General features: G+C 48.5%; 22 protein-coding genes. 16 read left to right on the forward strand and 6 right to left on the reverse strand.

What is annotated here, in order from left to right; genetic code table 11:
* Nucleotides 1-10: 10 nt before the first annotated feature.
* From rsmI to mscL, 3 genes are all read left to right on the forward strand, one after another.
* Nucleotides 11-913, forward strand: a complete 903-nt coding sequence (gene rsmI, locus QP339_RS03510) for a 16S rRNA (cytidine(1402)-2'-O)-methyltransferase (protein ID WP_284910449.1) — start codon at nucleotides 11-13, stop codon at nucleotides 911-913.
* Entirely contained in the window at nucleotides 910-1,947 is a 1,038-nt protein-coding gene (locus tag QP339_RS03515; RefSeq protein ID WP_070620811.1) for a YdcF family protein, read from the forward strand. The genes rsmI and QP339_RS03515 overlap by 4 nt, the downstream gene beginning before the upstream one ends.
* A 76-nt stretch (nucleotides 1,948-2,023) precedes the next feature.
* A complete protein-coding gene (mscL, locus tag QP339_RS03520) occupies nucleotides 2,024-2,413 on the forward strand; it encodes a large conductance mechanosensitive channel protein MscL (RefSeq protein WP_070620813.1) in 390 nt (129 codons plus the stop codon).
* 478 nt (nucleotides 2,414-2,891) lie between these two features.
* Here mscL and QP339_RS03525 read toward each other — a convergent pair whose 3' ends face one another.
* The gene (locus QP339_RS03525) at nucleotides 2,892-4,007 is read right to left on the reverse strand and encodes an NAD(P)/FAD-dependent oxidoreductase (protein ID WP_284910450.1); all 1,116 of its coding nucleotides are present in this window, start codon (nucleotides 4,005-4,007) and stop codon (nucleotides 2,892-2,894) included.
* Nucleotides 4,008-4,898 carry a hypothetical protein gene (locus QP339_RS03530; protein ID WP_070617268.1) on the reverse strand — a complete coding sequence of 297 codons (891 nt, stop codon included), beginning with the start codon at nucleotides 4,896-4,898 and terminating at the stop codon, nucleotides 4,008-4,010. It abuts the gene before it with no gap.
* A gap of 170 nt (nucleotides 4,899-5,068) precedes the next feature.
* Here QP339_RS03530 and QP339_RS03535 point away from each other — a divergent pair, with 170 nt between their 5' ends.
* Nucleotides 5,069-6,217, forward strand: coding sequence for a pyridoxal phosphate-dependent aminotransferase (locus QP339_RS03535; RefSeq protein WP_284910451.1), 1,149 nt, complete (start codon nucleotides 5,069-5,071; stop codon nucleotides 6,215-6,217).
* Between the two features lie 437 nt (nucleotides 6,218-6,654).
* Nucleotides 6,655-8,121 carry an MFS transporter gene (locus tag QP339_RS03540; RefSeq protein WP_284910452.1) on the forward strand — a complete coding sequence of 489 codons (1,467 nt, stop codon included), beginning with the start codon at nucleotides 6,655-6,657 and terminating at the stop codon, nucleotides 8,119-8,121.
* Nucleotides 8,122-8,560: 439 nt separating this feature from the next.
* Here the strand turns inward: QP339_RS03540 and QP339_RS03545 are convergent, their stop codons facing one another.
* Both QP339_RS03545 and QP339_RS03550 read right to left on the reverse strand, forming a co-directional pair.
* A complete protein-coding gene (locus tag QP339_RS03545) occupies nucleotides 8,561-9,919 on the reverse strand; it encodes an HD domain-containing protein (protein ID WP_284910453.1) in 1,359 nt (452 codons plus the stop codon).
* 18 nt (nucleotides 9,920-9,937) lie between these two features.
* Nucleotides 9,938-10,759 (reverse strand): lipoate--protein ligase family protein, encoded by an 822-nt coding sequence (locus QP339_RS03550; RefSeq protein WP_284910454.1) that lies wholly within the window; start codon nucleotides 10,757-10,759, stop codon nucleotides 9,938-9,940.
* A 129-nt stretch (nucleotides 10,760-10,888) separates the two neighbouring features.
* On the opposite strand from QP339_RS03550, the gene QP339_RS03555 reads away from it, so the two are divergent.
* The 6 genes from QP339_RS03555 (at nucleotide 10,889) to QP339_RS03580 (ending at nucleotide 16,261) form a co-directional block, all read left to right on the forward strand.
* On the forward strand, nucleotides 10,889-11,329 hold the full coding sequence (locus QP339_RS03555; RefSeq protein ID WP_070617259.1) for a YwiB family protein: 441 nt from the start codon (nucleotides 10,889-10,891) through the stop codon (nucleotides 11,327-11,329).
* 63 nt (nucleotides 11,330-11,392) lie between these two features.
* Nucleotides 11,393-11,986, forward strand: coding sequence for a DNA-directed RNA polymerase subunit delta (gene rpoE / locus QP339_RS03560; RefSeq protein WP_284910455.1), 594 nt, complete (start codon nucleotides 11,393-11,395; stop codon nucleotides 11,984-11,986).
* Between the two features lie 295 nt (nucleotides 11,987-12,281).
* Nucleotides 12,282-13,889, forward strand: a complete 1,608-nt coding sequence (gene pyrG, locus QP339_RS03565) for a CTP synthase (RefSeq protein WP_284910456.1) — start codon at nucleotides 12,282-12,284, stop codon at nucleotides 13,887-13,889.
* A 195-nt stretch (nucleotides 13,890-14,084) separates the two neighbouring features.
* Entirely contained in the window at nucleotides 14,085-15,344 is a 1,260-nt protein-coding gene (murA, locus tag QP339_RS03570) for a UDP-N-acetylglucosamine 1-carboxyvinyltransferase (protein WP_070617254.1), read from the forward strand.
* A 112-nt stretch (nucleotides 15,345-15,456) separates the two neighbouring features.
* Nucleotides 15,457-15,714: a type B 50S ribosomal protein L31 gene (locus QP339_RS03575; protein ID WP_067974368.1), complete on the forward strand. Its 258-nt coding sequence runs from the start codon at nucleotides 15,457-15,459 to the stop codon at nucleotides 15,712-15,714.
* Between the two features lie 157 nt (nucleotides 15,715-15,871).
* Nucleotides 15,872-16,261, forward strand: coding sequence for an aldo/keto reductase (locus tag QP339_RS03580; protein WP_284910457.1), 390 nt, complete (start codon nucleotides 15,872-15,874; stop codon nucleotides 16,259-16,261).
* A gap of 352 nt (nucleotides 16,262-16,613) precedes the next feature.
* Here QP339_RS03580 and QP339_RS03585 read toward each other — a convergent pair whose 3' ends face one another.
* Entirely contained in the window at nucleotides 16,614-17,543 is a 930-nt protein-coding gene (locus tag QP339_RS03585; protein WP_284910458.1) for a LysR family transcriptional regulator, read from the reverse strand.
* A gap of 482 nt (nucleotides 17,544-18,025) precedes the next feature.
* Here QP339_RS03585 and QP339_RS03590 point away from each other — a divergent pair, with 482 nt between their 5' ends.
* The 3 genes from QP339_RS03590 to QP339_RS03600 all read left to right on the forward strand — a co-directional run bounded on the left by QP339_RS03590 (nucleotide 18,026) and on the right by QP339_RS03600 (nucleotide 21,202).
* Nucleotides 18,026-18,964, forward strand: a complete 939-nt coding sequence (locus tag QP339_RS03590; RefSeq protein ID WP_083294314.1) for a LysR family transcriptional regulator — start codon at nucleotides 18,026-18,028, stop codon at nucleotides 18,962-18,964.
* A gap of 89 nt (nucleotides 18,965-19,053) precedes the next feature.
* Nucleotides 19,054-19,770 (forward strand): class A sortase, encoded by a 717-nt coding sequence (locus tag QP339_RS03595; RefSeq protein ID WP_284910459.1) that lies wholly within the window; start codon nucleotides 19,054-19,056, stop codon nucleotides 19,768-19,770.
* Nucleotides 19,771-20,008: 238 nt separating this feature from the next.
* Entirely contained in the window at nucleotides 20,009-21,202 is a 1,194-nt protein-coding gene (locus QP339_RS03600; protein ID WP_284910460.1) for a hypothetical protein, read from the forward strand.
* A gap of 58 nt (nucleotides 21,203-21,260) precedes the next feature.
* On the opposite strand, the gene QP339_RS03605 is transcribed toward QP339_RS03600, so the two are convergent.
* Nucleotides 21,261-22,022: an SMI1/KNR4 family protein gene (locus tag QP339_RS03605; RefSeq protein WP_284910461.1), complete on the reverse strand. Its 762-nt coding sequence runs from the start codon at nucleotides 22,020-22,022 to the stop codon at nucleotides 21,261-21,263.
* 172 nt (nucleotides 22,023-22,194) lie between these two features.
* Here QP339_RS03605 and QP339_RS03610 point away from each other — a divergent pair, with 172 nt between their 5' ends.
* Together QP339_RS03610 and QP339_RS03615 are read left to right on the forward strand one after the other, a co-directional pair.
* Nucleotides 22,195-22,983, forward strand: a complete 789-nt coding sequence (locus tag QP339_RS03610) for a hypothetical protein (protein WP_284910462.1) — start codon at nucleotides 22,195-22,197, stop codon at nucleotides 22,981-22,983.
* Between the two features lie 3 nt (nucleotides 22,984-22,986).
* On the forward strand, nucleotides 22,987-24,075 hold the full coding sequence (locus QP339_RS03615) for a D-alanine--D-alanine ligase (protein ID WP_070617241.1): 1,089 nt from the start codon (nucleotides 22,987-22,989) through the stop codon (nucleotides 24,073-24,075).
* The last annotated feature ends 10 nt before the right edge of the window (nucleotides 24,076-24,085 follow it).

Here is a 24,085-nt window from a genome sequence, read left to right on the forward strand (position 1 = left end):
AGGTCCCAGTATGCAGGAACAAAAAAGTTTTCAAGCGTCAGACCGAGGTCGGCTCTACCTTGTGCCAACGCCCATTGGTAACTTGGAGGATATGACCTTCCGCGCGGTGACCACCCTCAAGGAAGCGGACCTGATCTTATCTGAAGATACCCGCAATACCCAAAAACTTCTCAATCATTTTGACATCTCAACCAAGCAGTTGAGCTATCATAAGTTCAACCACCAGGAACGCTTAGCGACGATCTTAAAGCGCTTGGAGGAGGGGCAAGTCTTAGCCCAGGTGTCGGATGCCGGCATGCCTGCTATCTCGGACCCCGGCGCTGACCTGGTCCAGGCGGTTATCCAAGCTGGTTACGCGGTGATTCCCCTGCCTGGTCCCAATGCGGCCCTGACTGCCCTCATGGCTTCTGGCCTCGATACCCAGCGTTTTCTTTTCGTCGGCTTTCCGCCTCGCAAGAAAAAAGCTCTCAAGGAGACTCTAGCAGACTTGAAGGGCGACCAGGCGACCCTGATTTTCTACGAATCGCCTTACCGGGTCCGCCAGACTCTTAAATCCTGTGCTGAGGTCTTCGGTAATGACCGTCAAGTGGTTGTCGTTCGGGAATTGACTAAGCGCTTCGAGGAGTTTCGTCGGGGAACTCTAGCCGAAGTCCTTGCCTACTATGAAGACCATCCTGAAATAAAGGGCGAAATCTGCTTCATGCTGGCGGGCCAGTCGGAGGAAGAAGCCCAGGCGGAACAAGCAGCAGCGGCCCCTAATGCTGATTTGAGCTTGCGCGACCAGGTTCTGGGACGGATGGCCCAAGAAGGTCTGACTTCCAAGGCAGCTATCAAGGCAGTGGCCAAGGACCAGGGTCTGGCCAAGCAGGAGGTTTATGCCGCTTACCACCAGATTGAAGGTGGTCAAGGGTGATTATTTATGGCATCGCCTTTGCCCTGATTGCCGTGGCCCTGGTTATTTTTATCCTGGCACCGCGCAATGTGTGGGATAATTTGATTCTGATTCTAGGCTTGGTCTGCCTCTTTCTTGCGGTGATCAATGACCAGAATTTTCCGCGTTATTACTGGGTCCACCAGGTTTTTCGCTGGGCCCAGGTCCTAACCGACTATATCGCGCCCTTACTCTTGATGATCTTTGGGGTCTGCATGTTCTCTTTAGCCTTGAATCTCTTTACCAAGGAACATTCCTATAGCCAGTTGTTGGTGGGCCTCTTCCTCAGTGTTCTCTTGATCGGGATTTCTATCGCCCATTACTGGCTGATCTTTACTGTAGAGCTTTCGGACAAGCAGGATTGGCTCAGGATTCCAGACTTTGTAATGGCCTATTATGTGCTCTTATTTATTAACTATTTACTAATGTCTGCCCGCTTGTCCTTCCTTGAAAGCCAAAAGGCCCAGGACTATGTGATTGTCTTGGGGGCTTCTTTAAGACCAGATGGCAGCCCCAGTGGCGTTCTGGAGCGGCGCTTGAATCGGACCCTATCTTACCTGAACTGGCACACCTATATCCATGGCAAGCAGCCAATGACCATTGTCTCGGGTGGTCTGACCGGTCCCAAAGCTAGCTATACCGAGGCGGAAGTGATGCGCGACTATCTCCTTGCCCGAGGCCTTTCAGCAGATAAGATTCTCTTGGAAGACCAAGCGTCCAATACTCACGGTAACTTCTATTACAGTAAGTGCCTGATCCAAGACCGCCAGCCCATTATCGAAGCGGTTTCTGCTGTCTTCGTGACCTCTTCCTACCACCTCTACCGCAGCCAGCTCTATGCCAACTTGGAGAAGCTCTACCAGGTGAGCGGGATTGGCGCCCCTTCTACCTTGAAGGAATGGACCATCGATAGCTTCCGCGAATACATCGCCATTCTCTTTATGCACCGTCGCCTGCACTTTATCGTCAGCCTTGCTTTACTCGGCTTTGGCATCATTAATTTTGTACATTTTTAAAAGGAAAGACTTTAAGTTGTTCTTAATTTGTGCTTTAATAGACTCATAGGAAAACAGATGCATTAAGGAGGCACTTATGTTAAAAGAATTCCGCGATTTTATCGCAAAAGGTAATGTAATGGATATGGCCATCGGGGTTGTTATGGCGACCGCTTTCACCGCCATTGTCAATTCTTTAGTTGAAGATATTATTATGCCAATTGTGGCTTTCTTCACGGGCTCAACGGACTTTACTGATATTGTTTTGCAGATTGGTAATACCAAGTTGATGGTGGGGAACTTTATTCAATCCATCGTTTCCTTCCTGATTATCGCTCTGGTTCTCTTCTTTGTGATGAAGGGTGTGGCTACTTTGAAGAACACCTTCATGAAGGAAGAAAAAGTTGATGACGCAGAAGAAGAAGCGAAGCCAAGCCAAGAAGAAATCCTCTTGACTGAAATCCGCGATCTTTTGAAGAATAAATAGTATTAACAATGATTCGTAATCATTAATAAGCAAAAACACCGCTCTCTAAAAAGGGCGGTGTTTTATTAAATTCGGTGCTAGTTATCAGCATTAAAATATCAAGAAGGCTTATTTTTAGGGGGTGATCGCGTTAACTTCCAAAAAGGGGCCTCAATTAGCAAGTGGCTGGCCTTGAACTTTCTAATGAGCTGCCTGTTAGCAAGTAGGACGTGGGCAACTTTCAAATGCCAGCTCCGTTAACAAGTAGAGTCGTGTCAGCTTGCAAACGGAGCTCTGATTAGCAAGTAGACTCGCATCAGCTGGCAAATGGGCCTCCAATTAGCAAGTTCAGCTCCTGCTAGGCAAGCTGACTGATCTCACCATAATGTAAACAAGCTAGCAAGATCCTTGCTAGCTTGTTGATCCGTATTTTATATTTTTTACCATGGGTTGTGCCATATTTTACTTAGACTCGGCTTGGGAAGCTAAGCGCCAAGTCTCACACCCTTTTTTCCAAATAAGGGCTGGGGTCGTAGTCTTCGGGGTTGAGGCGTTGGGGCTTGTCTTGGCAGGCTTGGGCGAGTTGGTAGCCGATGATTGGACCGGTGGTGAGGCCGCTTGATCCGAGTCCTGAGGCGGCGTAGAGATTGCTATGACCAGGGACGGGGCCGTAGAAGGGGGCGTAGTCGCTGGTATAGGCCCGGGTGCCGACTTTAACGTCCCGGTAGTCTTCGGGATCGATGGCGGGGATGATGGTGCGGATTGTATCAAAGATATTCGCCATGCTGGTCATGTCGGGTTCGAGGTCAAAGCCCTTGTCGTTTTCATGGGTGGCCCCCAGGTAGAGGGTATCCTGGCCGTGAGGGATGATATCCGCTTCGCCTTCTGGCATGATGAGCGGCCAATTACTGACATCCCGATCATAGACTGTCAGCATGCCTTTTTGGGGGCGGACATCGACTTGGTAGCCGTGGGGTTGGAGCAGGTCGCCTAGCCAAGCTCCTGTGGCTAGGATGACTTGGTCAAAGGCCTGGCTCTGGCCATCTTCTGTGATGACAAGGATCTGATCATCCTGGAAGTCAATCTGGGCTTTAGCTTGGTAGCTGGTCATGCCATTCTTTGTCGCTGCCGCTTGGAGGTCCTCACAGAGTCCTTGACCATCGACAATGGCAGCTCCCTGGCGGATAGCGACTAGGTCTTGGTCGTAGGTCCATTCGTCGAGCTGGTCGCTTTGTTGGGCGGGGGTGAGGATCTCAATGTCTCCAATTAGAGGGGCTTCAGGACGACGCGAGAGGGCGATTTGGTAGACATCCTCCCGAGTGCTAGTTTTTTTCTTGAGCAGCCAGGTTTCCTTGCCCTGGTAGGCTTGGCTGGGCTGGCCAGCTGCTTTTAAGTCCTGGAGCATTTCGGGATAGAAGTGGGCTCCAGCATTGGCTAGGCGGTACCAGGCCTTGTTGCGGCGCTGGGAGAACCAGGGGCAGATGATCCCGGCAGCTGCCTTAGAGGCCTGGCCCACGCCATAATCATAGAGGCTGAGGTCGATGTCTGGATTTTGGCTGAGGTAAAAGGCGGCGGTTGATCCAACAATCCCACCACCGATAACTGCAATTTTCACTTATTTATCCTCCTTTTGTTCTTCTTTGGCTTTTTTGACAGTGGAACGATTGATGAGTGGTCGCTTGAGTTTTAAGGTAGCCCACTTATTAGGCAGTTTATCTGCCAGTCGGATGTCCATATTTTGCTCGATGGCCTTCTGCTTAGCTTTACGCACTTGGTCTTCGAAGAGGCGGTCGATGTGCTGGTCGATGTGGAGGTGGCGGCTGCTGAAATGATAGCCGGCAGCGAGGACCAGGCAGAGGGCCAGGAGGAAGACAGGGATGCGGATAATCAGCACATGGTAGGCCAAGGAGAAGAAGGGGATGACCAAGAAGGCAAGGGCAGAGAGAATGGCAGCCAAGAGGTACATGATGTGGTGGCGTTTCTGCCAGAGATGGCCACAAGCGCTCTGTCGGATAAATTTGAAGAGGAAGAAAACACTGGTAGCCAGCATCAGAAACTGTAGGGGGAGCCCCAGAAGAGAGATCGGGACAGGCATGTTCCAAGCACTGTTGAGGTCCCCGTAGTAATAGATCCCATAACCGAACTGGAAGAGGGCGAAGAGCCCGTAAGTAATGACCAGGTAAATCAGTAGATAGTAGGCATAACGCGAGAAATTCTCTACATAGCGGGGGACGTCGAGATGGCGCAGTTCCTGGCGGGCATAGGCGTGGGGGTGCTTGCCCAGGGCTTCTTTGGGGGCTTGCTCCAATCGCTGGGCCTTCTCTAATCGGTCTAATAATTCACTGAGCATTTGGTCGACGGGCGCCTGCATCTCAACTTCCGTGATGACATAGCCTTTGACGGCATAGTAGTAGAGCTGCCATGGTTGTTTGAGGGCTTGGGCCCGTTCTTGGTTTAAATCATAAAGTGGGCGGACGCCCTCTTTTTCAATACTTTCTTCTGTCACAACGTGCGCCTCCTTTAGCGAAAAATAGTTAACAGAACTCTCTATCATCTTACCGAAGTGCTGGGCAAATAGCTAGCAAAAGTCATGTGATCCGCTAACTTTTTCGTAAATAGTATGTTAATATATAAAATAAGTAAAATGATAAAACGATAAGAAAATGAGGGATGACCATGTATTACAACCAACGTTTGAATAACCCCCAACCATCTACTATCCGTACGATTGCCCAGCAGGTGGCTGAAACGGAAGGGGCTTTAAACTTTACTATTGGAGAACCCGACCTCGCAACGGATCCTAGAATCCAAGCGGCCATGACCCAGGCCGTCCAAGAGGGGCAGACGCATTACGCACCGTCGACTGGGATTCCTGAGCTGCGGGAAGCCATCGCTGCTTACTATGAACGAAGCCATGGGATGGACTTGTCTGCAGAACAAATTTTGATCACCAATGGGGCTTCGGAAGGGATTGCACTGGCGACACATTGCCTGCTCAATGAAGGCGACAAGGTACTTATCCCCTCACCATTCTTTCCTTCTTATGAACTCTGTACGGATTTGGCAGGGGGAGAAGTAGTTGCTGTCGATAGCTCAGATAACGGTTTTAAGTTGAGTCCTGACATGCTTCGTCAAGCCTTGGAAGATCATCCTGAAATCCGTTTACTGATCCTCAACTATCCTAATAATCCGACAGGGACGACTTACAGCAAGGCAGAGATCCAGGCTTTAGCTGAAGTGATCCGAGCTTACGATGTGCTGGTACTTAGTGATGAAATCTATGCGGACTTAGTTTACGATGGAGACCACTATTCGATCTACCAAGAAATTCCTGACCAAACCATCCTGATGGCCGGCGTCTCCAAGACTTACGCCATGACGGGTTTCCGGATAGGTTTCCTCCACCTGCCTGCTGACTACTATTCTTACTTCTTCACCTACCACCAAGCCTTGGTTACCTGTGTGTCAACCCCTGACCAGTACGCTGCCCTAACCGCCTACCGTGATTGTGACGATGTAGTGGCAAGCAATCTAGCAGAGTTTAAAAGACGGCGCCAAGTCTTAATAGACCGCCTATCTGCTATGGGATTGGACTTTATTCAACCGGATGGTGCTTTCTATCTCTTTGGTAAGGTCCACCCAGCTTATGGAGATGACGACTTCCGCTTCGTTGAGGACTTAATCGCCAAGGCTAAGGTCGGTGTGGTGCCGGGTTCCGTCTTTGGTCCTGGTGGCAAGGGCTGGTATCGTCTCTCCTATGCGGCTAGTTATGAAGACTTAGTGGAAGCCATGGACCGGCTGGAAGTTTTTGTAAAATCACTTTAAACATCTTTTTTTCAATTAAGAGGTTGCGACTGTTGTCCTGCCTCTTTTTTTATTTTTAAAGCAAAATTCTTTTCAAGAAACAGTGGAGGTTAGAAAGCTTGATATTTAAGTCTTATGAGCTGTTTATTAGTTTAAAATAAGAAAAATATAACAATTTCACATAAAACCGCTTCCATTTCTATGTGAAGTATGCTATTCTATGTCTTGTAGATCTGAAAGATGAAGCGATTCGCATGCTGAACCAAGGCGGAAAAGCTTATCCTATCAAGATCTATGCGGAGAAGCTCCTCCTTAAACCAGGCCATTTAGAATAGAGAGTGTCATATTCGTGAATATATTCACTAACAGGCTCTTTTTGCAAGAAAATGAAAACGGTTTATTGGGGTTTTAAGGCAAAAATGAAGGGAAGTCCCCTAAAAAATATTGGAGGTATATGTATGGCAAAATTAGTACTAGAGGATGCGAAATACCATCGCGCGAAACCCTGGGAGATAGCCCTGTTCTCCATGAACAACTCGGCATCTAACCTTTACCTTTTCGCTTTTGGTTTCCTCACTTATTATGCGACCGGGGTGGCTGGTCTGACCACACTCTTGGTTTCTTCTGTTTTGGGTATGGCCCGTCTATTCGATGGGATCATTGACCCAACAATTGGTTTTATTATTGACAACTTCAACACGCGTTGGGGTAAGTATCGTCCGATTATGTTGGTATCTAATATTGGTTTGATCTTATCTTTCCTAATGATCTTTAACCTACATAATTTATCTGGAACGGCTCAGACAGTCATGCTATTTATTTCTTTGATTTTCCATAAAATTGTCTACTCCTTCCAGCAAACGGTAACCAAGGCTGCCCAATCAGCCCTAACCAATGACCCTGAGCAGCGGCCGCTCTTTACCTTATTCGATACGGTGTTCTCTGGGATTGGGGTTTTCTCTATTGGACAATATATCGTTTCTAACTTACTCTTGCCTCAATACCAGAATGAATACAATGGCGACTTCTTTACCGTCTTCATTCCTGGCATCTGCGTAGTTTCTCTTGTCTTAACGATTCTGGCGATGATTGGTTTATCTCGTAAGGACCAAACCCGCTACTTCGGTCTAGGCCATGAAGAAGACCAGAAACTTTCCCTGCGTGATGTGTGGAGCATCATTAAAGGCAACCGTCCTTTACAAATCTTGGCAGTCTGCGGGGGCTTCGTGAAATTTGTAGCCCAATTGATCGGTGACCAGACTTTCCTTGTGCTTCTCTTCGGAATTATCCTTGCTGACATGCAGTTAGTCGGCCAAGTCTCTCTCTACCTCATCATTCCACAATTCATTATGATCGCTATCTTTACGCGGATTGCAGGTAAGAAGGGGCTGAAGTTTACCTATCAAACGTCGATTATTCTCGCTTTAGCTGCTTGGATTCTAATGACGGTACTCTTCGCGAGCACGACAGATACGACCCAGCTCTTCTCACCAGCCGGTTTCTTGGCTTATTGCTTCTTGGGCCTTTGGATTTGTGCTCGGATCTTCAGTGTTTACCCAACGTCAATTGTTCTGACCATGTCAGCTGACATCACGGACTATGAAACCTCACGTACCGGTAAGTATGCTGCTGGAGTTATTGGGACCATCTTCTCCCTGACCGACTCTATCGCTTCTTCACTGTCACCGATTGTTCTGGGTCTAGTTTTTGCAGGGATTGGCTATGTCGATGGCTTCCCGCAACCTAATGAACCTCTGAACCCCGCCCTGATGCAAGGGGGTTACATGCTCTTAGGCATTATTATCGCTGTCTTCGTTGTGACAGCTATCCTGATTCGCTTCTATCCACTCGATCCTGAAACCATGGAAGAAGTTCAAGCTAAGATCGCTGCTAAAAAAGCTCAAAAAGCCAATGAAACTGCTTAGTTGAAAGCTAGCCAGGAAAGGGGATGCCCCTTCCTGGTTTTTCTTTTGCCTTCATCTTGCCTAATCTAGGAGGTACTTAGTATGATAGATGAATAAAAATGATGGGGATGGATAAATGACGGATAAGATAAAATAGAAATATAGGCATCAAAAAAAAGCGGTTTTTGCCGCTTTTTTTAGTAAATTGTGTGATGAGCATGCCTTCCGCTTTTGAATTTGTCTCTTAAATGTTTGGAGGATCAGCCCGGTTAAAGTCGTCTTGAACTTTAGTTTTATATGATTTTGCTCCAGAGGTCTACTTCTCCCGCTAGCCTTCACACCCTTAGTCGGGTTCGAGGATGCAGAAAGGGCTCCTCTTCATAAAGATCCGTCGAAGACTTTCAGTCTTCTCTGGTTCTTTATTCCAGAGGTCCCTTTCTCCCGCATCCTCTCACACCCTTTAACTAGGCTTGAGTTTGCCGGTTCCGGTCATCTGGTGGAGGTCGTCCAAGAGAGGTTGGAAGAGGTTGAGCTTGTCAGGGTTCTTCCCAGCATAGAGTTCGCTGGGGAAGTAGAGGCGCTGGTCGCCGATCTCTTGGCCCGTGACTGCGCGGATGAGCTGGCTGGCCTGGGAGAGTTCGGTTGTAGTGCCATCCTTGCTGATGATTTCTAGCTGGGTCCGTGGTTTCTTAGCATTGGGTCGGTAGAAGTCATAGGGGAGGTCGAAGTTGCTGTTTTGGGCGGTATAGTAAGTGATGTCATAGCCCAGAGCTTGGATTTTCTCCTTGACTTCAGCCACTAGATCTTGATCTTCAGGTTCATAGGTCACTGACTTGAAGGGTTTACGGTTGATATAGCGGTGGGCTAGGTCAGTGAGGATGGGGTCGTCGCTCGTGGCTAGCCAGTGCTGGAAGTAGGTCTCCAAGACCCCATCATCCAAGTGGAGGTAGTCGGTCAAGGTCCAGTTCTCTTGGAAGAAGGGGAGGAGGAAGGGTGAGGTCTTGACGAAATATTTTGGGTTGTCCTTGTAGAGGGCCTGGGCCCGGGCTAAAAGCCGACTGAGCAGGACTTCCATGCCCCGGGAAACAGGATGGAAGTAGACTTGCATATACATCTGATAGCGGCTCACCACATAGTCTTCGACGGCATGCATGCCAGCTTCGTTGAAGATAATGCCGTTTTTTGTTGGCCGCATGACGCGGAGGATCCGGTTGAGATCGAAGGTTCCATAATGGGTCCCGGTGAAGTAAGAGTCGCGTAAGAGATAGTCCATCCGGTCAGCATCGCACTGGCTGGAAATCAACTGGACGACTTGGGGATTGGGATAGGTGTGGTCAATGACAGCAGCTACCTTTTGGGGGAAGTCGTCGCTGATGGCGGCAAGGATTTTGTGGACCTGGCTTTCGTCATTGAGAATAATTTGCCGGGTAATGGCTTCGTGGTCGGTGTCGAAGAGTTTCTCGAAAGTATGGGAGAAGGCGCCGTGACCGATATCGTGGAGGAGGGCGGCACAGAGAACGACTAGCCGCTCGCTGTCGTCCCAGAGCCCGTCGCCTTCGCTCTGTGAAGGATAGTTGCGGACGAAGCGGTCGCAGATGCGCCGGGCGATATCATAGACACCCAGGCAGTGGCTGAAGCGGTTGTGGACGGCGCCGTGGAAGGTGAGGTGGGCGGTGCCCAGCTGCTTGATCCGACGCAGGCGCTGGAATTCAGGCGTATTGATTAAGTCCAAAATCACTTGGTGTTGGACCCGGATTTCGGAATGGACCGGGTCGAGGAAGATTTTCTCGCGGATAGTCTGTTGGCTGCTAAGCGACATGGCTGGGCTCCTTTCTGCTTAAATGTCCTGGTTGCGCTTGCTCATCTTGGCCAGGTCCTTGCTGAGGTCTATTTGGTCCAGGTCAAGGAGGCTTTGGCTGGCGGTATCGGTACTTAAAACCTCTTGAATGGCTGCCTTGAAGCGGTCCAGTTGACCGAGCTCGGGCACCACATCGGAAATATTGTGCATGCTTTCGGGAAGGACATCGGGGTAGTCATCACGCTTGGCTTCTTGGACCTGGCTGGCCTGGTAGAAGTCGCGGATCAGCTGGCCGCGGCGGATCTGGTCGCCTTCTAAGGAGACATAGGCGGAAATACCAATAGCCGAACCAATTCGGCGTTGGGCGAGTCCGGCAATTTTTTTGCCTTGGAGACTGAGGTCGTAGCTACCGGGACAGTAGGATCGGGTGATTTCGCCGGCTTGGACCTGCTCTTGGTAGGGAGCAAGGACCTGGTTGATTAAGCGGAGTAGGACTTCATAAGCGTCATCGATACTGAGTCGGCCGCCAGCTGGCTTGATGAGGAGGCTGAAGTTTAGGATGCCGGGGTCACTGACGACTGCCAATCCACCAGAGGGACGGATAACTGGGCTGTAGCTAGAAGCCTTGAGGAAGTCTACACCAGCTTGGAAGTCGGGCAAGCGGGTGTCGACCATGCCGAGATAGACAGCAGGGTCGCCCGGCCAGAAGTGGAGGACAGCATCTGCTTCTAGTTCGTCCTTGCTCAAAGCGCGCAGGAGATAATCGTCCACAGCAAAAGGACGGAGGGCTTGGTCACTAGGGACGAATTCATCCACAATGGCTAAATGGGGGCTTTTTGAATAAAGGGCACTAATAATCACAGGGTTCACACTTTCTATAGATAATTTACTCTTAGTATAACCCAAATTGGCCCGGGACAAAACGCTTGAGGCCTTTTCTTTTGCCTGTATTTCGTGTAGGATTAGGGGAAGACAAGTGGAGGTGGCCAGATGTCCAAAGGAAAACAAGCAGTCCATGTGAATTTAAGAAATCGGATCAGTCAAGCAGGTTCTAAGGAAGACCTGCAATTGAATAGTCAGGGGGCTTACTTCCGTTTAGGGGAAAAGCACTATCTCGAATACCAGGAAGAACAAGCCGACCAAGCGCCTGCTCAAGTTCGCGTCAAAGTCGATTTGAAAGCGGGACGAGCTCTCATCCAGCGGCGGACCGCTGAGGGGGCCATGCGCCTGCCCCTAGTTGTGGGTCAAGCTATTCCTACCCATTACCAGGTCGGGGCTTACCGGATCCCCATGACGGTTGAACTTAAGTCCTTGAACCATGACTTTGGGACGGATAAGGGCAGCCTGCGCTTGGTCTATGAGATCTCAGGCCTCGACGACCAGCCCATCCGTCATGAATTAAAATTGCATTACCACGCTGAAATAGTGTAAAATTATAAGGAATGGATTTTTTTGATACCTACTATAGAGGAAGCTTGAAAGGATGAATAATCAGTGAAATTAGAACGTTTAGATCATCAAAATAAATCAGAGCTCTCAATGATTGAAGTGGCCCACGAAATCTTAAGAGAAAGTAACCAAGTTTATGAATTTAACCACTTACTAGAAGAGGTCCAAGAGTATATGGGATTGACTACCGATGAATTGGAACAACGGATGGTACTCTTCTACACCCAGATGAATGCCGATGGGTCCTTCATTTCGCTAGGGGAAAACCGCTGGGGGCTTCGAGCTTGGTACCCTGTGGATTCTATTGATGAAGAAATTATTTCGACGATTGATGATGATGACATCAAGAAGAAACACAAACGCTCGAAGAATGTCCTCACTGCCTTGGATGAAGATGTCATTGACTACTCAGACGACGATCCAGAAGACCATGAAGTGGACGAAGATGACTATGATTATGAGGATGAAGACGAGGACGAAGAAGCTGAAAGCCGGGAATTGAATGATTACCGGGCTGATCTTGACGAACTCGGCGATGATGATCCGGAAGATGAACTAGAGGACGGCCTAGAAGGCGACCTAGGGATTATTGATGATGATGATCTGGATGCGGATGAAGACGAGGACGATGATCTCTAAGTCTCGACTTCTGGATGCGATGGTGCCTGATGAAATAGCATGCTGACCATCTATTACTGGTCAGAACTTACTTATACGAAGCTAATTTTTATTGCTAGCTTATATCAATCATGCCTATCAAATTCCAAAATATAATAATTTCAACTTGACTTGAAAGTTTTTTTGCCTTAGAATTTTATTTGGGCACTTTAAGAACGATAGTGAGTGAGCTCCTATTCCAATCGCGGAATGGGAGTTTTTTTGTTTTTTGTCCTGAAGTGTTCGCCTCAATTTATGGGAAAGGTTGGACAAAAAAATGACACAAGAAACTAAGTATATCTTCGTAACGGGAGGCGTTGTTTCATCGATTGGTAAGGGACTCTTGGCGGCTTCGCTGGGCCGGCTCTTAAAGAACAAGGGCTTGGCTGTGACCCTGCAGAAATTTGATCCTTATATCAATGTCGATCCAGGGACGATGAGCCCCTACCAGCATGGGGAGGTCTATGTGCTCGATGATGGGACGGAGACGGACCTGGACTTAGGTCACTACGAACGCTTGACGGATAGTCCCTTGAACCAATATTCCAATGTGACGACGGGCAAGATCTATTCCGAAGTACTGGTCAAGGAGCGCCGGGGAGACTATCTGGGGGCGACGGTCCAGGTGATTCCCCATATTACGGATGCCATTAAGGAGAAGGTTCTCTGGGCAGGTCATTCGACCCAGGCAGATGTGGTGATTACGGAGATTGGAGGGACCGTGGGCGATATCGAGTCCCAGCCTTTTATGGAGGCTATCCGCCAGCTGAAAAAAGACCTCGGCGCCAAGAATACCTGCTATATCCATACTACCCTCCTGCCTTACCTGGAAGCAGCAGGGGAGCTGAAGACCAAACCTACCCAGCATTCAGTAAAGGAATTGCGGAGTCTAGGTATCCAGGCCGACTTCTTAATTGTCCGCAGCCAGCTGGCTATGCCAGAAGGGATGCGGGCCAAGCTCGCCCGCTTCTGCGATGTAGAAGAAGACCATATTATCGAAAACCGGGATGTAGAAACCATCTACGCCCTGCCGCTTGCCCTCAAGGCCCAGGAACTAGACGATAAGGTTTGCCAGGCTCTAGCTCTGACTGGCCTGCCTGAAGCCGACATGACCAGCTGGACTCAGCTTGTGGACCGGGTGGTGACGGTTAAGGACAAAGTGAAGATCGCCTTGGTCGGCAAGTATGTCGCCTTGCCCGATGCCTATCTTTCTGTAGCGGAAGCTCTCCGCCATGCAGGCTACCAGGAAGGCCTAGAAGTGGACATTGACTGGGTGGATGCGGAAAGCTTAAGCCCTGACCAGGTCCACCAAGCCTTGGCCGGGGCGGATGGTATCCTGGTGCCCGGAGGTTTTGGTAGTCGGGGGATTGAGGGGAAGATCCGCGCCATCCAATACGCTCGCGAAGAAGGTGTAGCTTTCTTAGGGATCTGTCTTGGCATGCAGCTAGCTTGTGTGGAATTTGCTCGCCATGTCTGCGGTCTCCCCAAAGCCCAGTCTTCTGAGATTGATAGCCAGACGTCTGACCCTGTGATTAGCTTGATGGCCGACCAAGTGGGGCAGGCAGAGCTCGGTGGCAGCCAGCGTTTGGGTGCCTATCCCTGCCGCTTGCTTGAGGGCAGCCTGGCCCAGTCCCTCTACGGCCAAGCAGAGATCAAGGAGCGCCATCGCCACCGCTATGAATTCAATAATGCCTACCGTGACCAATTAGCAGCAGCTGGGCTCAAGTTCTCTGGGCTTTCGCCTGACGGGCGCCTGGTTGAAATCGTGGAATTGCCCGACCATCCTTTCTTTATCGCCAGCCAGTTCCACCCTGAATTCTTATCCCGTCCAGATCGTCCTCATCCGCTCTTTAGGGGCTTGGTCCGGGCAGCTAAGGGACATTAATTGTTCTTTTATCTATGAAAAACTTTCAACTTTAAACTTTTCTTAAAAACTTCGATTGGGGCTGTCAAACGACTGAATATCCGTTATAATGTTAACTTGAGAAGATAGTAATTTTTTTAATTTTATCGATAGAATACTTGCGCCTGATCGAAAGCTCACTTAGCGGGGACCGGTTGGGAACGAAAGGAATGCAAAATGAAAAAGTTTATCATAAATGGTGGTAAACCGTTAAAGGGAGAAGTTTTAGTTAGCGGTGCTAAGAATAGTACGGTCGCTTTGATTCCTGCTGCTATTATGGGGAATAGCCCAGTCAGTTTAGACGGTGTGCCAGACATTGCTGACGTAAAGGCCCTTATTGAAATTTTGGAAGATTTTAACTGTGAAGTGTCTTTTGAGAACAACCATTTAGTCATTGATCCAGAGAATATGGTCAATATTCCGATGCCGGAAGGAAAAATACAGAGTCTTCGGGCATCCTATTATTTTATGGGCGCCTTATTAGCTAAGTATGGGGAAGGAGTAGTTGGCTTGCCAGGGGGCTGTTCCATTGGTCCACGTCCTATCGACCTCCATATTAAGGGCTTTGAAGCGCTGGGAGCAGTGATTGAGAACCAACAAGGGGCGATTCACTTTTCCACCCCTAACGGCCTCCATGGGGCAGAGATCTATATGGATGTGGTGAGTGTGGGCGCGACCATCAATGTCATGCTGGCTGCAACCATGGCCAAGGGCAAGACGACCATCGAGAACGCGGCCCGCGAACCGGAGATTATCGATGTGGTCTCCCTGCTCAATAAGATGGGGGCTAAGATCAAAGGAGCCGGGACTTCTACTATCCGGATTGAAGGGGTGGATGAGCTGACTGGAACTAACCATCAAATCATTCCCGACCGGATCGAGGCCGGGACCTATCTGACCGCAGCAGCTGCTATCGGTCAAGGGGTTACTGTGAAGAATGTGATCTTTGAACATATCGAAGGTTTTGTCGCTAAGATGGGTGAAATGGGTGTGCAAATGGATATCTATGAAGATGAAATCTATGTTCATCCCGCCCAAGACGACCTGGCTATGGTCAGCATTAAGACCATGCCTTATCCAGGTTTTGCGACCGACCTCCAGCAGCCTATCACGCCGCTCTTACTCAAGGCACAAGGTGAGGGAACCATCGAAGATACGATTTATCCTAAGCGTATTAAGCACATTCCTGAACTCGTCCGCATGGGCGCCCAGGCCAAGGTCCTTAATGACCAGATCCACCTCTCCGGGCCGAGTTGTCTCCGAGGCGCAGAAGTGACTGCTTCTGACTTACGGGCAGGGGCCTGCTTGATCAATGCTGCCCTGATGGCAGAAGGCCGTACAGATCTTTATGGTGCTGAGCATATCCTGAGAGGCTATGATAAGATTGCCGACAAGCTCCAACACTTGGGCGCTGATATCGAATTAGTCGAAGAATAGAAAAAATAAAAAATCACATTGCATCGCGCGATGGGATGTGGTAACATATCAATGTTATGTCAAAATAATCTCTGGCTAGCAGATAGCCAGGGCGCAAAGGAGAGAAAGAATAATGAAACAAGGCATCCATCCAGACTACCAACCCGTTGTATTTATGGATACAACAACAGGTTTTAAATTCTTATCTGGCTCAACTCGTGGGTCAAGCGAAACTGTTGAATGGGAAGATGGGAACACTTACCCATTGATCCGTGTTGAAATCTCATCAGATTCACACCCATTCTACACCGGCCGCCAAAAATTCACGCAAGCCGATGGTCGTGTGGACCGCTTCAACAAGAAGTACGGTTTTGCAGACAAAAATGCTTAAGAAATGGTCTTTTGACCAAGCCGAGCAGCTCAATCGAGCTGCTCTTTTTTTCGCCTTATAGGCAAGTTTCTGATAGGATAGGGGGAGAAGGAGGAAAGGATATGAAAAAACACGAGCGATGGGGCACTTAGAGGTTTCTGAAGTGGGGATGGGCTGTATGGGTTTTTCCCATGGTTATGGTCCTGTTCCTGCTAAGGAAGAGAGTATCCAAGCGATTCGAGCAGGCTATGAGGCGGGCTGTGCCCTCTTTGATACGGCAGATTCTTATGGTAAGGAAATGTTCTATCCTGGGCACAATGAAGAACTTTTGGGCCAGGCCCTAGCGCCCTTCTGCCAAGAGGTCTATTTGGCTAGCAAGGTTCACTTAGAGGAAGGTAAAGTAGCCACTCTTAGTCAAGTTAAAGCTTATGTGTGTCAACAATTGGAGGGATCTTTGCAGCGCTTGGGAACGGATTACTTGGATATCTACTATCTCCACCGGATCAATGAAGCTATTCCCTTAGCGGATGTAGCAGGAGCTATGGCGACTTTATCCAGGAAGGCTTGATCCGCGAATGGGGGCTCTCTCAGGCTTCTCTACCAGCTATCGGCCCGCCGCGTCACCCCCTTAGCAGCTGTTCAGAATGATTCCTATACCAGGATCCAAAAACCAGGGTCGTATCTTAGTGAACTTAGCCCCTGCGAAAATTCACTTTACGCCCGAGGAATTTGAGACCTTAAACGAAGCCATTGATCGCTTCAAAATCCATGGCCATCGGGGGCATGTGGAAAGTGAACAGGCTTCTTTTGGCCGGAATTAGTCAGGCCAAGAAGACAGCTAGAAGCAGTCGTCATCTCGCAAAAAAGGTCAACTAGTCCCAAGCTTCTAGGTGAGCACTTGGCTGGGTTGACCTTTTGTTTTAATCATCTTTTGCTTCGGAAGGGGCTGAGCGTTTGACCGCCTCTTGGAGTTGCTGGATATAGGCTTGGCCGATTGGGTTGAGGGGGTGGAAGTTGTGGGTAATGTAACCAATCTCAATCGCTTCCTCGCAAGCTAAGGGCTTGGCCAGGATGTCGCCACCATTGAGGTCGGAATTAATAATCCCTGAGCAGATGGTGTAACCATCCAGACCGATCAGTAGGTTGAAGAGGGTGGCCCGGTCAGATACAATAATTGATTTGTCTGCTACATGGTCGGCCAGGACCTCCTCCCAATAATAGAAAGAATTGTGGACGCCTTGTTCGTAGCTGAGCTTAGGATAGGGAGCCAGGTCGTCCAAGGTCAGCTGGGCACGGTCGGCTAGGGGATGGTTGGCGTAGATAAAGATGTGGGGCTCTGCTTGCATAAGGGGCGTGAAGCTAAGGTCGCGTTCGGCTAAGGCATTAGCGATGACTTGCTGGTTGAAGCGGCTGCGGTAGAGGACACCGATTTCAGACCGCTGGTTGGCGACATCTTCAATTACCTCATAGGTCCGGGATTCCTTGAGAGTCGCCTGGTACTTGGGGTAGGAGTTCTCCTTGAGCAGACGGACGAAGGCATCTACGACGAAGGCATAGTGCTGGGCCGATACGCTAAAGATTCGCCGGGGCCGTTCGCTTTCCTGGTAGCGGGTCTTAAGCAGGTCGACCTGGGCAAGAATTTGTTGGGCATAAGTTAGGAAGTCTTCTCCCGCTTCAGTCAACACAGCTCCTTTCTTGCTTCGCTTAAAAAGTTGGACTTCCATTTCCTGTTCCAACTCCTTAATGGCATTGGAGAGAGAGGGTTGGGAGAGATAGAGGGCCTTGGCTGCCTGGGTAATGGAACCCGTCTCAGCCACCTTGCTGAGGTATTGTAATTGTTCGATGCGCATAGGAAATCCCCTCACTTTCTGTTTTGATCCATTATAACGAAAGTTAGATTCTAGAATTAGAGATTAAATAAATAACAAAAATTGGTTTCTCTTATGATAAATTTGGCTTAAGTATTTCTAAAGCGTTCAGTAATGTATTTTTTGATCGGAACAAATTTGCTCTTATTTTTTCAGCTGATTCTTGCGGAATAAAAGCTTCTTATTCTTTTGATTGGGATCGTTTGTAGCTTTCAAAAGCCTATCATGTCAGGCTTTAAGGGAAGGGGAGAGATGAAGAGAAAATCAGCTTGCTAGCAAGTCAATGGAGCTGGGAGGCAGCTTTATAAGAGATAAAAAAGCACTACGCTAAAGACTTTTCAGTAGGAGTTTTCGTTCTTAAAGAAATTCTTGACGAATGAACAGCAGTGGAATATGTTATATTATCGATTAGATATAAGTCAAGAAAGTTATAAGTGGAATAAATATAGAAGAGGTATTGAGTAATGATTGAAATGAAGGATATTGAATACGTAAAAGCCATCCATGAGCATAGTACCCTGACTAAGGCTGCGGAGAGTTTATTTATTACCCAACCCTCCCTTAGTATGTACATCAAGAATATGGAAGAACGTTTGGGCTACCATCTTTTCCAACGGGTTGGTAAACGTCTCGTTCTCAACTATGCCGGGGAAGAGTTCGTGAAGTATGGCAATGACATCTTAACCATGCGTGATGAGCTGGAGATGACCATGCAGACCATCAAGGATAAGAATTATGGCCGGATTCGTATTGGGATCCCTCTTATTCGCGGTTCTTATCTCATGCCACCCGTACTGCCCGAGTATGAGAAGCTCTACCCACGGGTTGAAGTGCAGTTAGTGGAAGAAACGGCAACCATCTTGGAAGATCGGATTATGAACGGGGACTGCGATATTATTATCATCAACGCCAGCAATGAGAATGCCAACCTGACTTATGACAAGATTGGTACCGAAGAAATCTTGGTTGCTCTCCCCCATGACCACCCTGCGGTCGCTACTGCAGTAGACAACCCGGATTCCAAGTATCCGATGATTGACCTAGCCGATCTTAAGGATGACCGTTTCATTGTGTCGACAAATGATACGAAGATTAGTCGGGAGATGGATAAGCTCTTCAACCAGGAACATTTCCATCCCGCACGTACTATCAAGACCAATAACATTCAAACAGCCGTTAACTTAACCATCCGGGGTTACGGGGTTTCCTTGGTTTATGAGAACCACTACCGCAATCTCAACCTGAAACAAGAGAATGCGCCGCGTCTCTTCTCTTTCTCCTGCCCAAGCTCTAAGTCCGATGTGATCATCGCTTACCGTAAGGGGATGCCCCTGCCTAAGTATATGGAAGATTTCATCGAATTAGCCAAGAAAATTTTCTCTACTGCCCTGCAGTTTAATTAATTTTTAAACTTTTTATAAGTAATATGACTTGTCATCCCCAGGGAAAACTAAGATAATAGCTCTATAGTAAACGATTTAGGGGGGCAAGTATGCGTCAAAATCTTACACGTCTTCTGGGAGTGGTCCTGATTGTGATTGGACTTTTCTTCCTTGGCCAGCACTATATTAGTGGCTATCAGATCCAACAGAATCAAAACGACGTTGCCATTGAGAATATGACGGCCGATCAGTTGAAGGATAACCAGGCCAAGGACGCGGTCTTTGACCATAGTGAAATCCGCAATGTGAGTGAGAAGGAAGTTCGTGAATCACGGGAGCGGATTAAGAATGGTTATGCTGATGTCAATGTCATTGGTGCCTTGGCCATGCCGGATGCCGATGTTAAGGTTTCCATTATGAAAGGGCTGAGTGAGGATGTGCTCTTGTCAGGGGCAGGTACCTTCTATCCCGACCAGAAGATGGGGGAAGGGAATTACCCACTGGCTAGCCACAATATGAATGTGGTCCAAAAAGGCCTCCTTCTCTCACCAATTGTTGATAATGCTCAAGTGGGTCAAAAGATTTATATGACCGACTTGGAGAAGATTTACGTCTATGACACTTACTTTGTCGAAGATGTGCCACCGACTCGAGTGGACCTGGTCGACCCCAATCTCTTGGATCCCGAGACCCAGAAACCAATTATTACCCTGATGACCTGTACGGATGATGCAACAGAACGTCGGATTGTCCAAGGTCGTCTTGTGGAGACCCAGGATTTCAGCCAGGCTAGTCCTGACTTATTAGCACTCTTTGAGAAGGATTAGATTAGAATTTAGCCTCAGCTTAGCTGGGGCTTTTTGTTTGGAATTAAAGTGTGCCAGTGAGCATGCCTTGCGCTTTTGAATTTAGCTATTGAATGAAGAAGGATCAAAAATAGTTTTCGCCGTTTTTTAATACTAGTAAATGGGAAAGCGAAAAACTTGGATTAGTGAGTTATGGTATAATTGATTGAAATAAATTTTTAAGAATTCTATAAGTTAAGAAGGAGCGTTGAGCTTATAAATGAAGAAATATGTGTTTAGTTTACTCGCGCTAGTTTGCCTAGGAGCCTGTCGTCCTGCAAGCACGGAAGAGGGAACGGGCCAAGCTAGTCAAGCAGAGACGGTGAACAGTGAAAGTTCTAGTCTTGTTAAAGAGGCATCGTCTCAGCTGTCAGAAAGTAAAGAAGCCCCTAAGGCGTCCCAGAAAGCAGCTGAGCTAGAGTCCTATGAAACGGTCTTGGCTGACTGGCGCCAGGCTTTGGAGACGGGGGAAGCTAAGCCTGGTATCGATTCCCACCAAATTCAAGTCGATCCCCAGGTCATGTCCTATACCTTATACGACATTAACCAAGACGGTCGGTCAGAGCTCTTGATCTATAACCATGACCAAGAAAACTTGATTCAAATTTACAGCCTAGCTGGCGATCAAGCCCAAGCTCTCTTCGATGACCCATCGATTGGCTATCGCAGTCAGTTGAGTCTGCTTCAGAATGGTGAGATTCTCCAGGAAGGGTCAGGCGGAGCGATGGATCATGTCATTCAACTTTTCACCTTGGATGACCAAAGTTCCCAATTAGACGAGTTGGGAGAGATGCGAATCAAGAAGATGGAAGATGACAGCGACAAGGTGGTCGCCCAAGAAGGTCGGCTCAGCCCAGAAGTCTATGAGCAAAGTAAGGGCCAAATAATTGATTTATCCAGGCTAGACTTCAAGCCTCTGATAGCATCAGGGCAGGGACAAGAGGCGCAAGAGGAAACTAGCGGGTCTGCTGACTATCCTTATGCGGTTGATGCGGAAGATCTGGCAGGGACCTACATTAGGGGAAATGGTTTTCTAATTAATGGGGGCATGGGGCGGATGACCATCTACCCCGATCAAAACCTGCTCGTCTTCCACCAGACAGCGGTCGATGGGCGAAAACAAGAAAGTCGCTTCCGCATCCGTATTGACCAGGTGCCTACCCAGACCATCCAGACTTTTCGTGAAGGCCAATCTTGGGATGACTTAGCTGAGATTAAGGTCAATACGGCTATCTATTTAGAAGAATTTCTAGGAGGGGATGAGGCACATGCGGATAAGGAAACGAGTTACAACGGTGACACCTTCTATGCCTACCGTCGAAAGACCGGTCAGTTAGCCGTCTCCAACCCAAATTATTATGTGGAGTCGCCTTATAAGACTTCAGATATTTATCTAGAATACACTGAGGAATAAAAAGAAAAGCAGCCCCAGTCGACGTCTACAAGTCGTTTGGAGCTGCTTTTGTTTTTTTCTAGCTTTCTTTTCCTAATAGGTCGTCAAAGCCTTGGGGCAGGAAGGGACGGAAGTAGTCGGTTTGGAAGTCGAGGGCTTCTTTGGCGACGGTGGCTAGGCGGGAATCCTGGGACTGGAGGAAGTGGCGGATCCAGTGGAAGTACCAGGTCTTGTCGGCCTGGCCTTGGAATTCTTCGAAGAGTCGGGCTAGTTGCTCGGGACGCTGGACAGCGATAAAAGCGGCATTGGCCCGGTGGTAGGTTCGCATAGGTGGGGCGGGCAGGGCAAAACCCCGGGATTCGAAGTGTTGGATAAAGTAATCGAAATTAGGGGCGAGGTCCATCCACTGGTCAGTTTCCAGGTCCCGGTAGCGGACGCTAGGGGTTTTGGCTAGGCCGCGCTGGTCACGTTCCCGCTTGTCATGGGGGTCATAGTCCAGGAAGACGATTCGGTCGCCATCTTCATAGATAATTAGGCTGCTTTTAGGCAGACTATCCCGGTGCTTGAACTGGTCTTGGAAGGCCAGACTAGGAATGAGATAGTCCTTACGAACAGCTTGGGGAAGCAAGCCAGCCAGGTAAGGGATATAAACGGCGCTCAGTGAATCTGAGGTGGGGGCAGAGGTGGGATAGTAAGATTTTGAGGTATAGCCGCCATTCTGTTGGGTGAGGAGTTGGTGGTAGCTAAGCGGCAGGTCCTCTACCATAATCTCCCCGTAGAGGGGGCTAGTGGGCAGGTAGGTGAGTTGTTGTTTTTGGAAGGCTAAGCCAATCAGATGCATGTTCTTCGCTCCTTTAAATACGTACAGTCCCTCCCATCTTAATATAAGCAGCTAAAGAAAGTAAAGCTTGAGATCTATCCTGGCTTGTGTTTTTAGGCTTTTTAGTTAAAGCTTATAGTTTTTTGTGGGGGGAATATGCTATCATTAAGGGGTATGATAAGGAGGTGGGGACGTGATTGAGAATTATATTTATATCTTAGTAGATGAGGTATCCAACCATGTGTTATCGCGCGGTTTGGGCCTGGCCTACTTGCAGCGCAGTATGAAGAAGAAGCCGCAGAACTTACTGATTCTATCTTGCCAAAAAGATTATGGCCAAGCGGATGACCATACACATTTTAAGCTCATCCGGGGCGAACGGAGTGTCCAAGATTTCTTAAGTGGGCAGAGTCGCTTAGCTTTTCCAGATACTAAGTGGGTGGATTATTATTCCCAAGAACTCCTGCACCAGCTAACACCAGGTGAAATTGCAGAACTATTGTATTTAGGCCATGTGAACCGCCACCTGCACTCGCCATTCTTCTATAAGTTGCAAAATAATTATGTCTTCTTGCCCATGGCCAATGGGATCTTGAAGACTTACTACCGGGATGTCAAGGAGTTTTACTTCCAGCTGGCCAATGTGATTCGCGACAAGCTCTTGGCCCAACGTCCTGAGCGCCGTTCCTTGTTCGGCTGGCGGTCACATAATCCCGGCGAAGAGGCGAAGGTTCCCTTGCCTCCCATGGCAGTCATGCAGGAAATCCGTCCGCTTTTAACGGAAGGGGTTATCTTTGACTTTAGTCAGCTCACTTGGCGGGAGGACCAAGCGATGGCGATCCCTCTCCTGTTAGCGGAAGACCAAGTTGATGATATTCTTCAACGCAAGCAAACCGTTCTTTTAGCTAAATTAAGCTATTCAATGAAAGATAAAAAATGGGCATTTGAGCGCATCGCGGATGCCAACCTATTTGGAGGTTAAATTATGAGAATTGTACTACTTTATGGTGGGGACAGCGCGGAGCATGATATATCCGTCTTAACGGCTGCTTCCATCCTCAAACATTTGGATTATAAGAAGCACCAAGTTCAGCCTGTCTTTATTGACCGGGAGGGGCAGTGGATTGCTGGTGAGCTGCTTGAAGAATACAGCCTCAGTGAGGATAGCATCCTCTATCTCGAAGCCAGCGACCAACAACACTTCTACCGCCAAGGTGAAGCTGAAATTTCTCAAGGGCTTGCTGTTGTTCCGACCGATGTTTTGACCAAGGATAGCCTGGCCTTCCCTGCCCTGCATGGACCGAATGGGGAAGATGGTACAATCCAAGGCCTCTTTGAAGCACTGAATGTCCCTTATACCGGGGCAGGTGTCCTTGCTTCAGCGGCAGGTATGGATAAGATTATCTCCAAGCAACTCTTCCAACAAGCTCAGATCCCTCAGGTGCCTTTTGTTGCTTTGACTAGCTACCAGTATGAGACCGAGCGCAGCGAAGTAATTGCCCGCATTGAGGGGCAGTTAGTCTATCCTGTCTTTATCAAACCTGCCAATATGGGGTCTAGCGTAGGAATTACCCAGGCCCAGGACCGGGATGCCTTGCTCCAAGGCCTAGAAACAGCCTTCCATTATGATACCCGGGTAGTGGTTGAACAAGGGATTGAAGCTCGGGAAATTGAGGTGGCTGTCCTCGGTAATGAAGAGGTTCAGGTCAGCCAACCTGGTGAGATTGTCAAGGACCAAGGTTTCTACGACTATGAAGAGAAGTATATTAACAACAGCATCGAGATGGCGATTCCAGCCGACCTCCCAGAGGAAAGCGCCCAGGCTATCCAAACCTACGCCAAGAAGGCTTATTTAGCCATTGATGGCTCAGGTCTCACCCGCTGCGATTTCTTCGTGACCCACAACATGGATATCTATATCAACGAGGTCAATACCATGCCTGGCTTCACCCAATTTAGTATGTATCCTTCTCTCTGGGCAGCTTCAGGCTTGTCTTATGAAGACTTGCTCGAGAAATTACTTAACCTGGCCCTAGAGCGCTTTAATAAAAAACAAGGACTAGCCAACCAATAGGATGTGTGCC

The sequence above is a fragment of the Aerococcus sp. UMB7834 genome (assembly GCF_030215145.1).
Lineage (GTDB): Bacteria > Bacillota > Bacilli > Lactobacillales > Aerococcaceae > Aerococcus.

Excerpts from the sequence above, each read along its gene's own strand:
- rsmI (WP_284910449.1), top strand. The coding sequence starts at position 11 with ATGCAGGAACAAAAAAGTTTTCAAGCGTCAGACCGAGGTCGGCTCTAC.
- mscL (WP_070620813.1), top strand. The coding sequence starts at position 2,024 with ATGTTAAAAGAATTCCGCGATTTTATCGCAAAAGGTAATGTAATGGAT.
- QP339_RS03535 (WP_284910451.1), top strand. The coding sequence starts at position 5,069 with ATGTATTACAACCAACGTTTGAATAACCCCCAACCATCTACTATCCGT.
- QP339_RS03540 (WP_284910452.1), top strand. The coding sequence starts at position 6,655 with ATGGCAAAATTAGTACTAGAGGATGCGAAATACCATCGCGCGAAACCC.
- QP339_RS03545 (WP_284910453.1), bottom strand. The coding sequence starts at position 9,919 with ATGTCGCTTAGCAGCCAACAGACTATCCGCGAGAAAATCTTCCTCGAC.
- QP339_RS03555 (WP_070617259.1), top strand. The coding sequence starts at position 10,889 with ATGTCCAAAGGAAAACAAGCAGTCCATGTGAATTTAAGAAATCGGATC.
- pyrG (WP_284910456.1), top strand. The coding sequence starts at position 12,282 with ATGACACAAGAAACTAAGTATATCTTCGTAACGGGAGGCGTTGTTTCA.
- murA (WP_070617254.1), top strand. The coding sequence starts at position 14,085 with ATGAAAAAGTTTATCATAAATGGTGGTAAACCGTTAAAGGGAGAAGTT.
- QP339_RS03575 (WP_067974368.1), top strand. The coding sequence starts at position 15,457 with ATGAAACAAGGCATCCATCCAGACTACCAACCCGTTGTATTTATGGAT.
- QP339_RS03580 (WP_284910457.1), top strand. The coding sequence starts at position 15,872 with ATGGGTTTTTCCCATGGTTATGGTCCTGTTCCTGCTAAGGAAGAGAGT.
- QP339_RS03585 (WP_284910458.1), bottom strand. The coding sequence starts at position 17,543 with ATGCGCATCGAACAATTACAATACCTCAGCAAGGTGGCTGAGACGGGT.
- QP339_RS03590 (WP_083294314.1), top strand. The coding sequence starts at position 18,026 with ATGATTGAAATGAAGGATATTGAATACGTAAAAGCCATCCATGAGCAT.
- QP339_RS03595 (WP_284910459.1), top strand. The coding sequence starts at position 19,054 with ATGCGTCAAAATCTTACACGTCTTCTGGGAGTGGTCCTGATTGTGATT.
- QP339_RS03600 (WP_284910460.1), top strand. The coding sequence starts at position 20,009 with ATGAAGAAATATGTGTTTAGTTTACTCGCGCTAGTTTGCCTAGGAGCC.
- QP339_RS03605 (WP_284910461.1), bottom strand. The coding sequence starts at position 22,022 with ATGCATCTGATTGGCTTAGCCTTCCAAAAACAACAACTCACCTACCTG.
- QP339_RS03615 (WP_070617241.1), top strand. The coding sequence starts at position 22,987 with ATGAGAATTGTACTACTTTATGGTGGGGACAGCGCGGAGCATGATATA.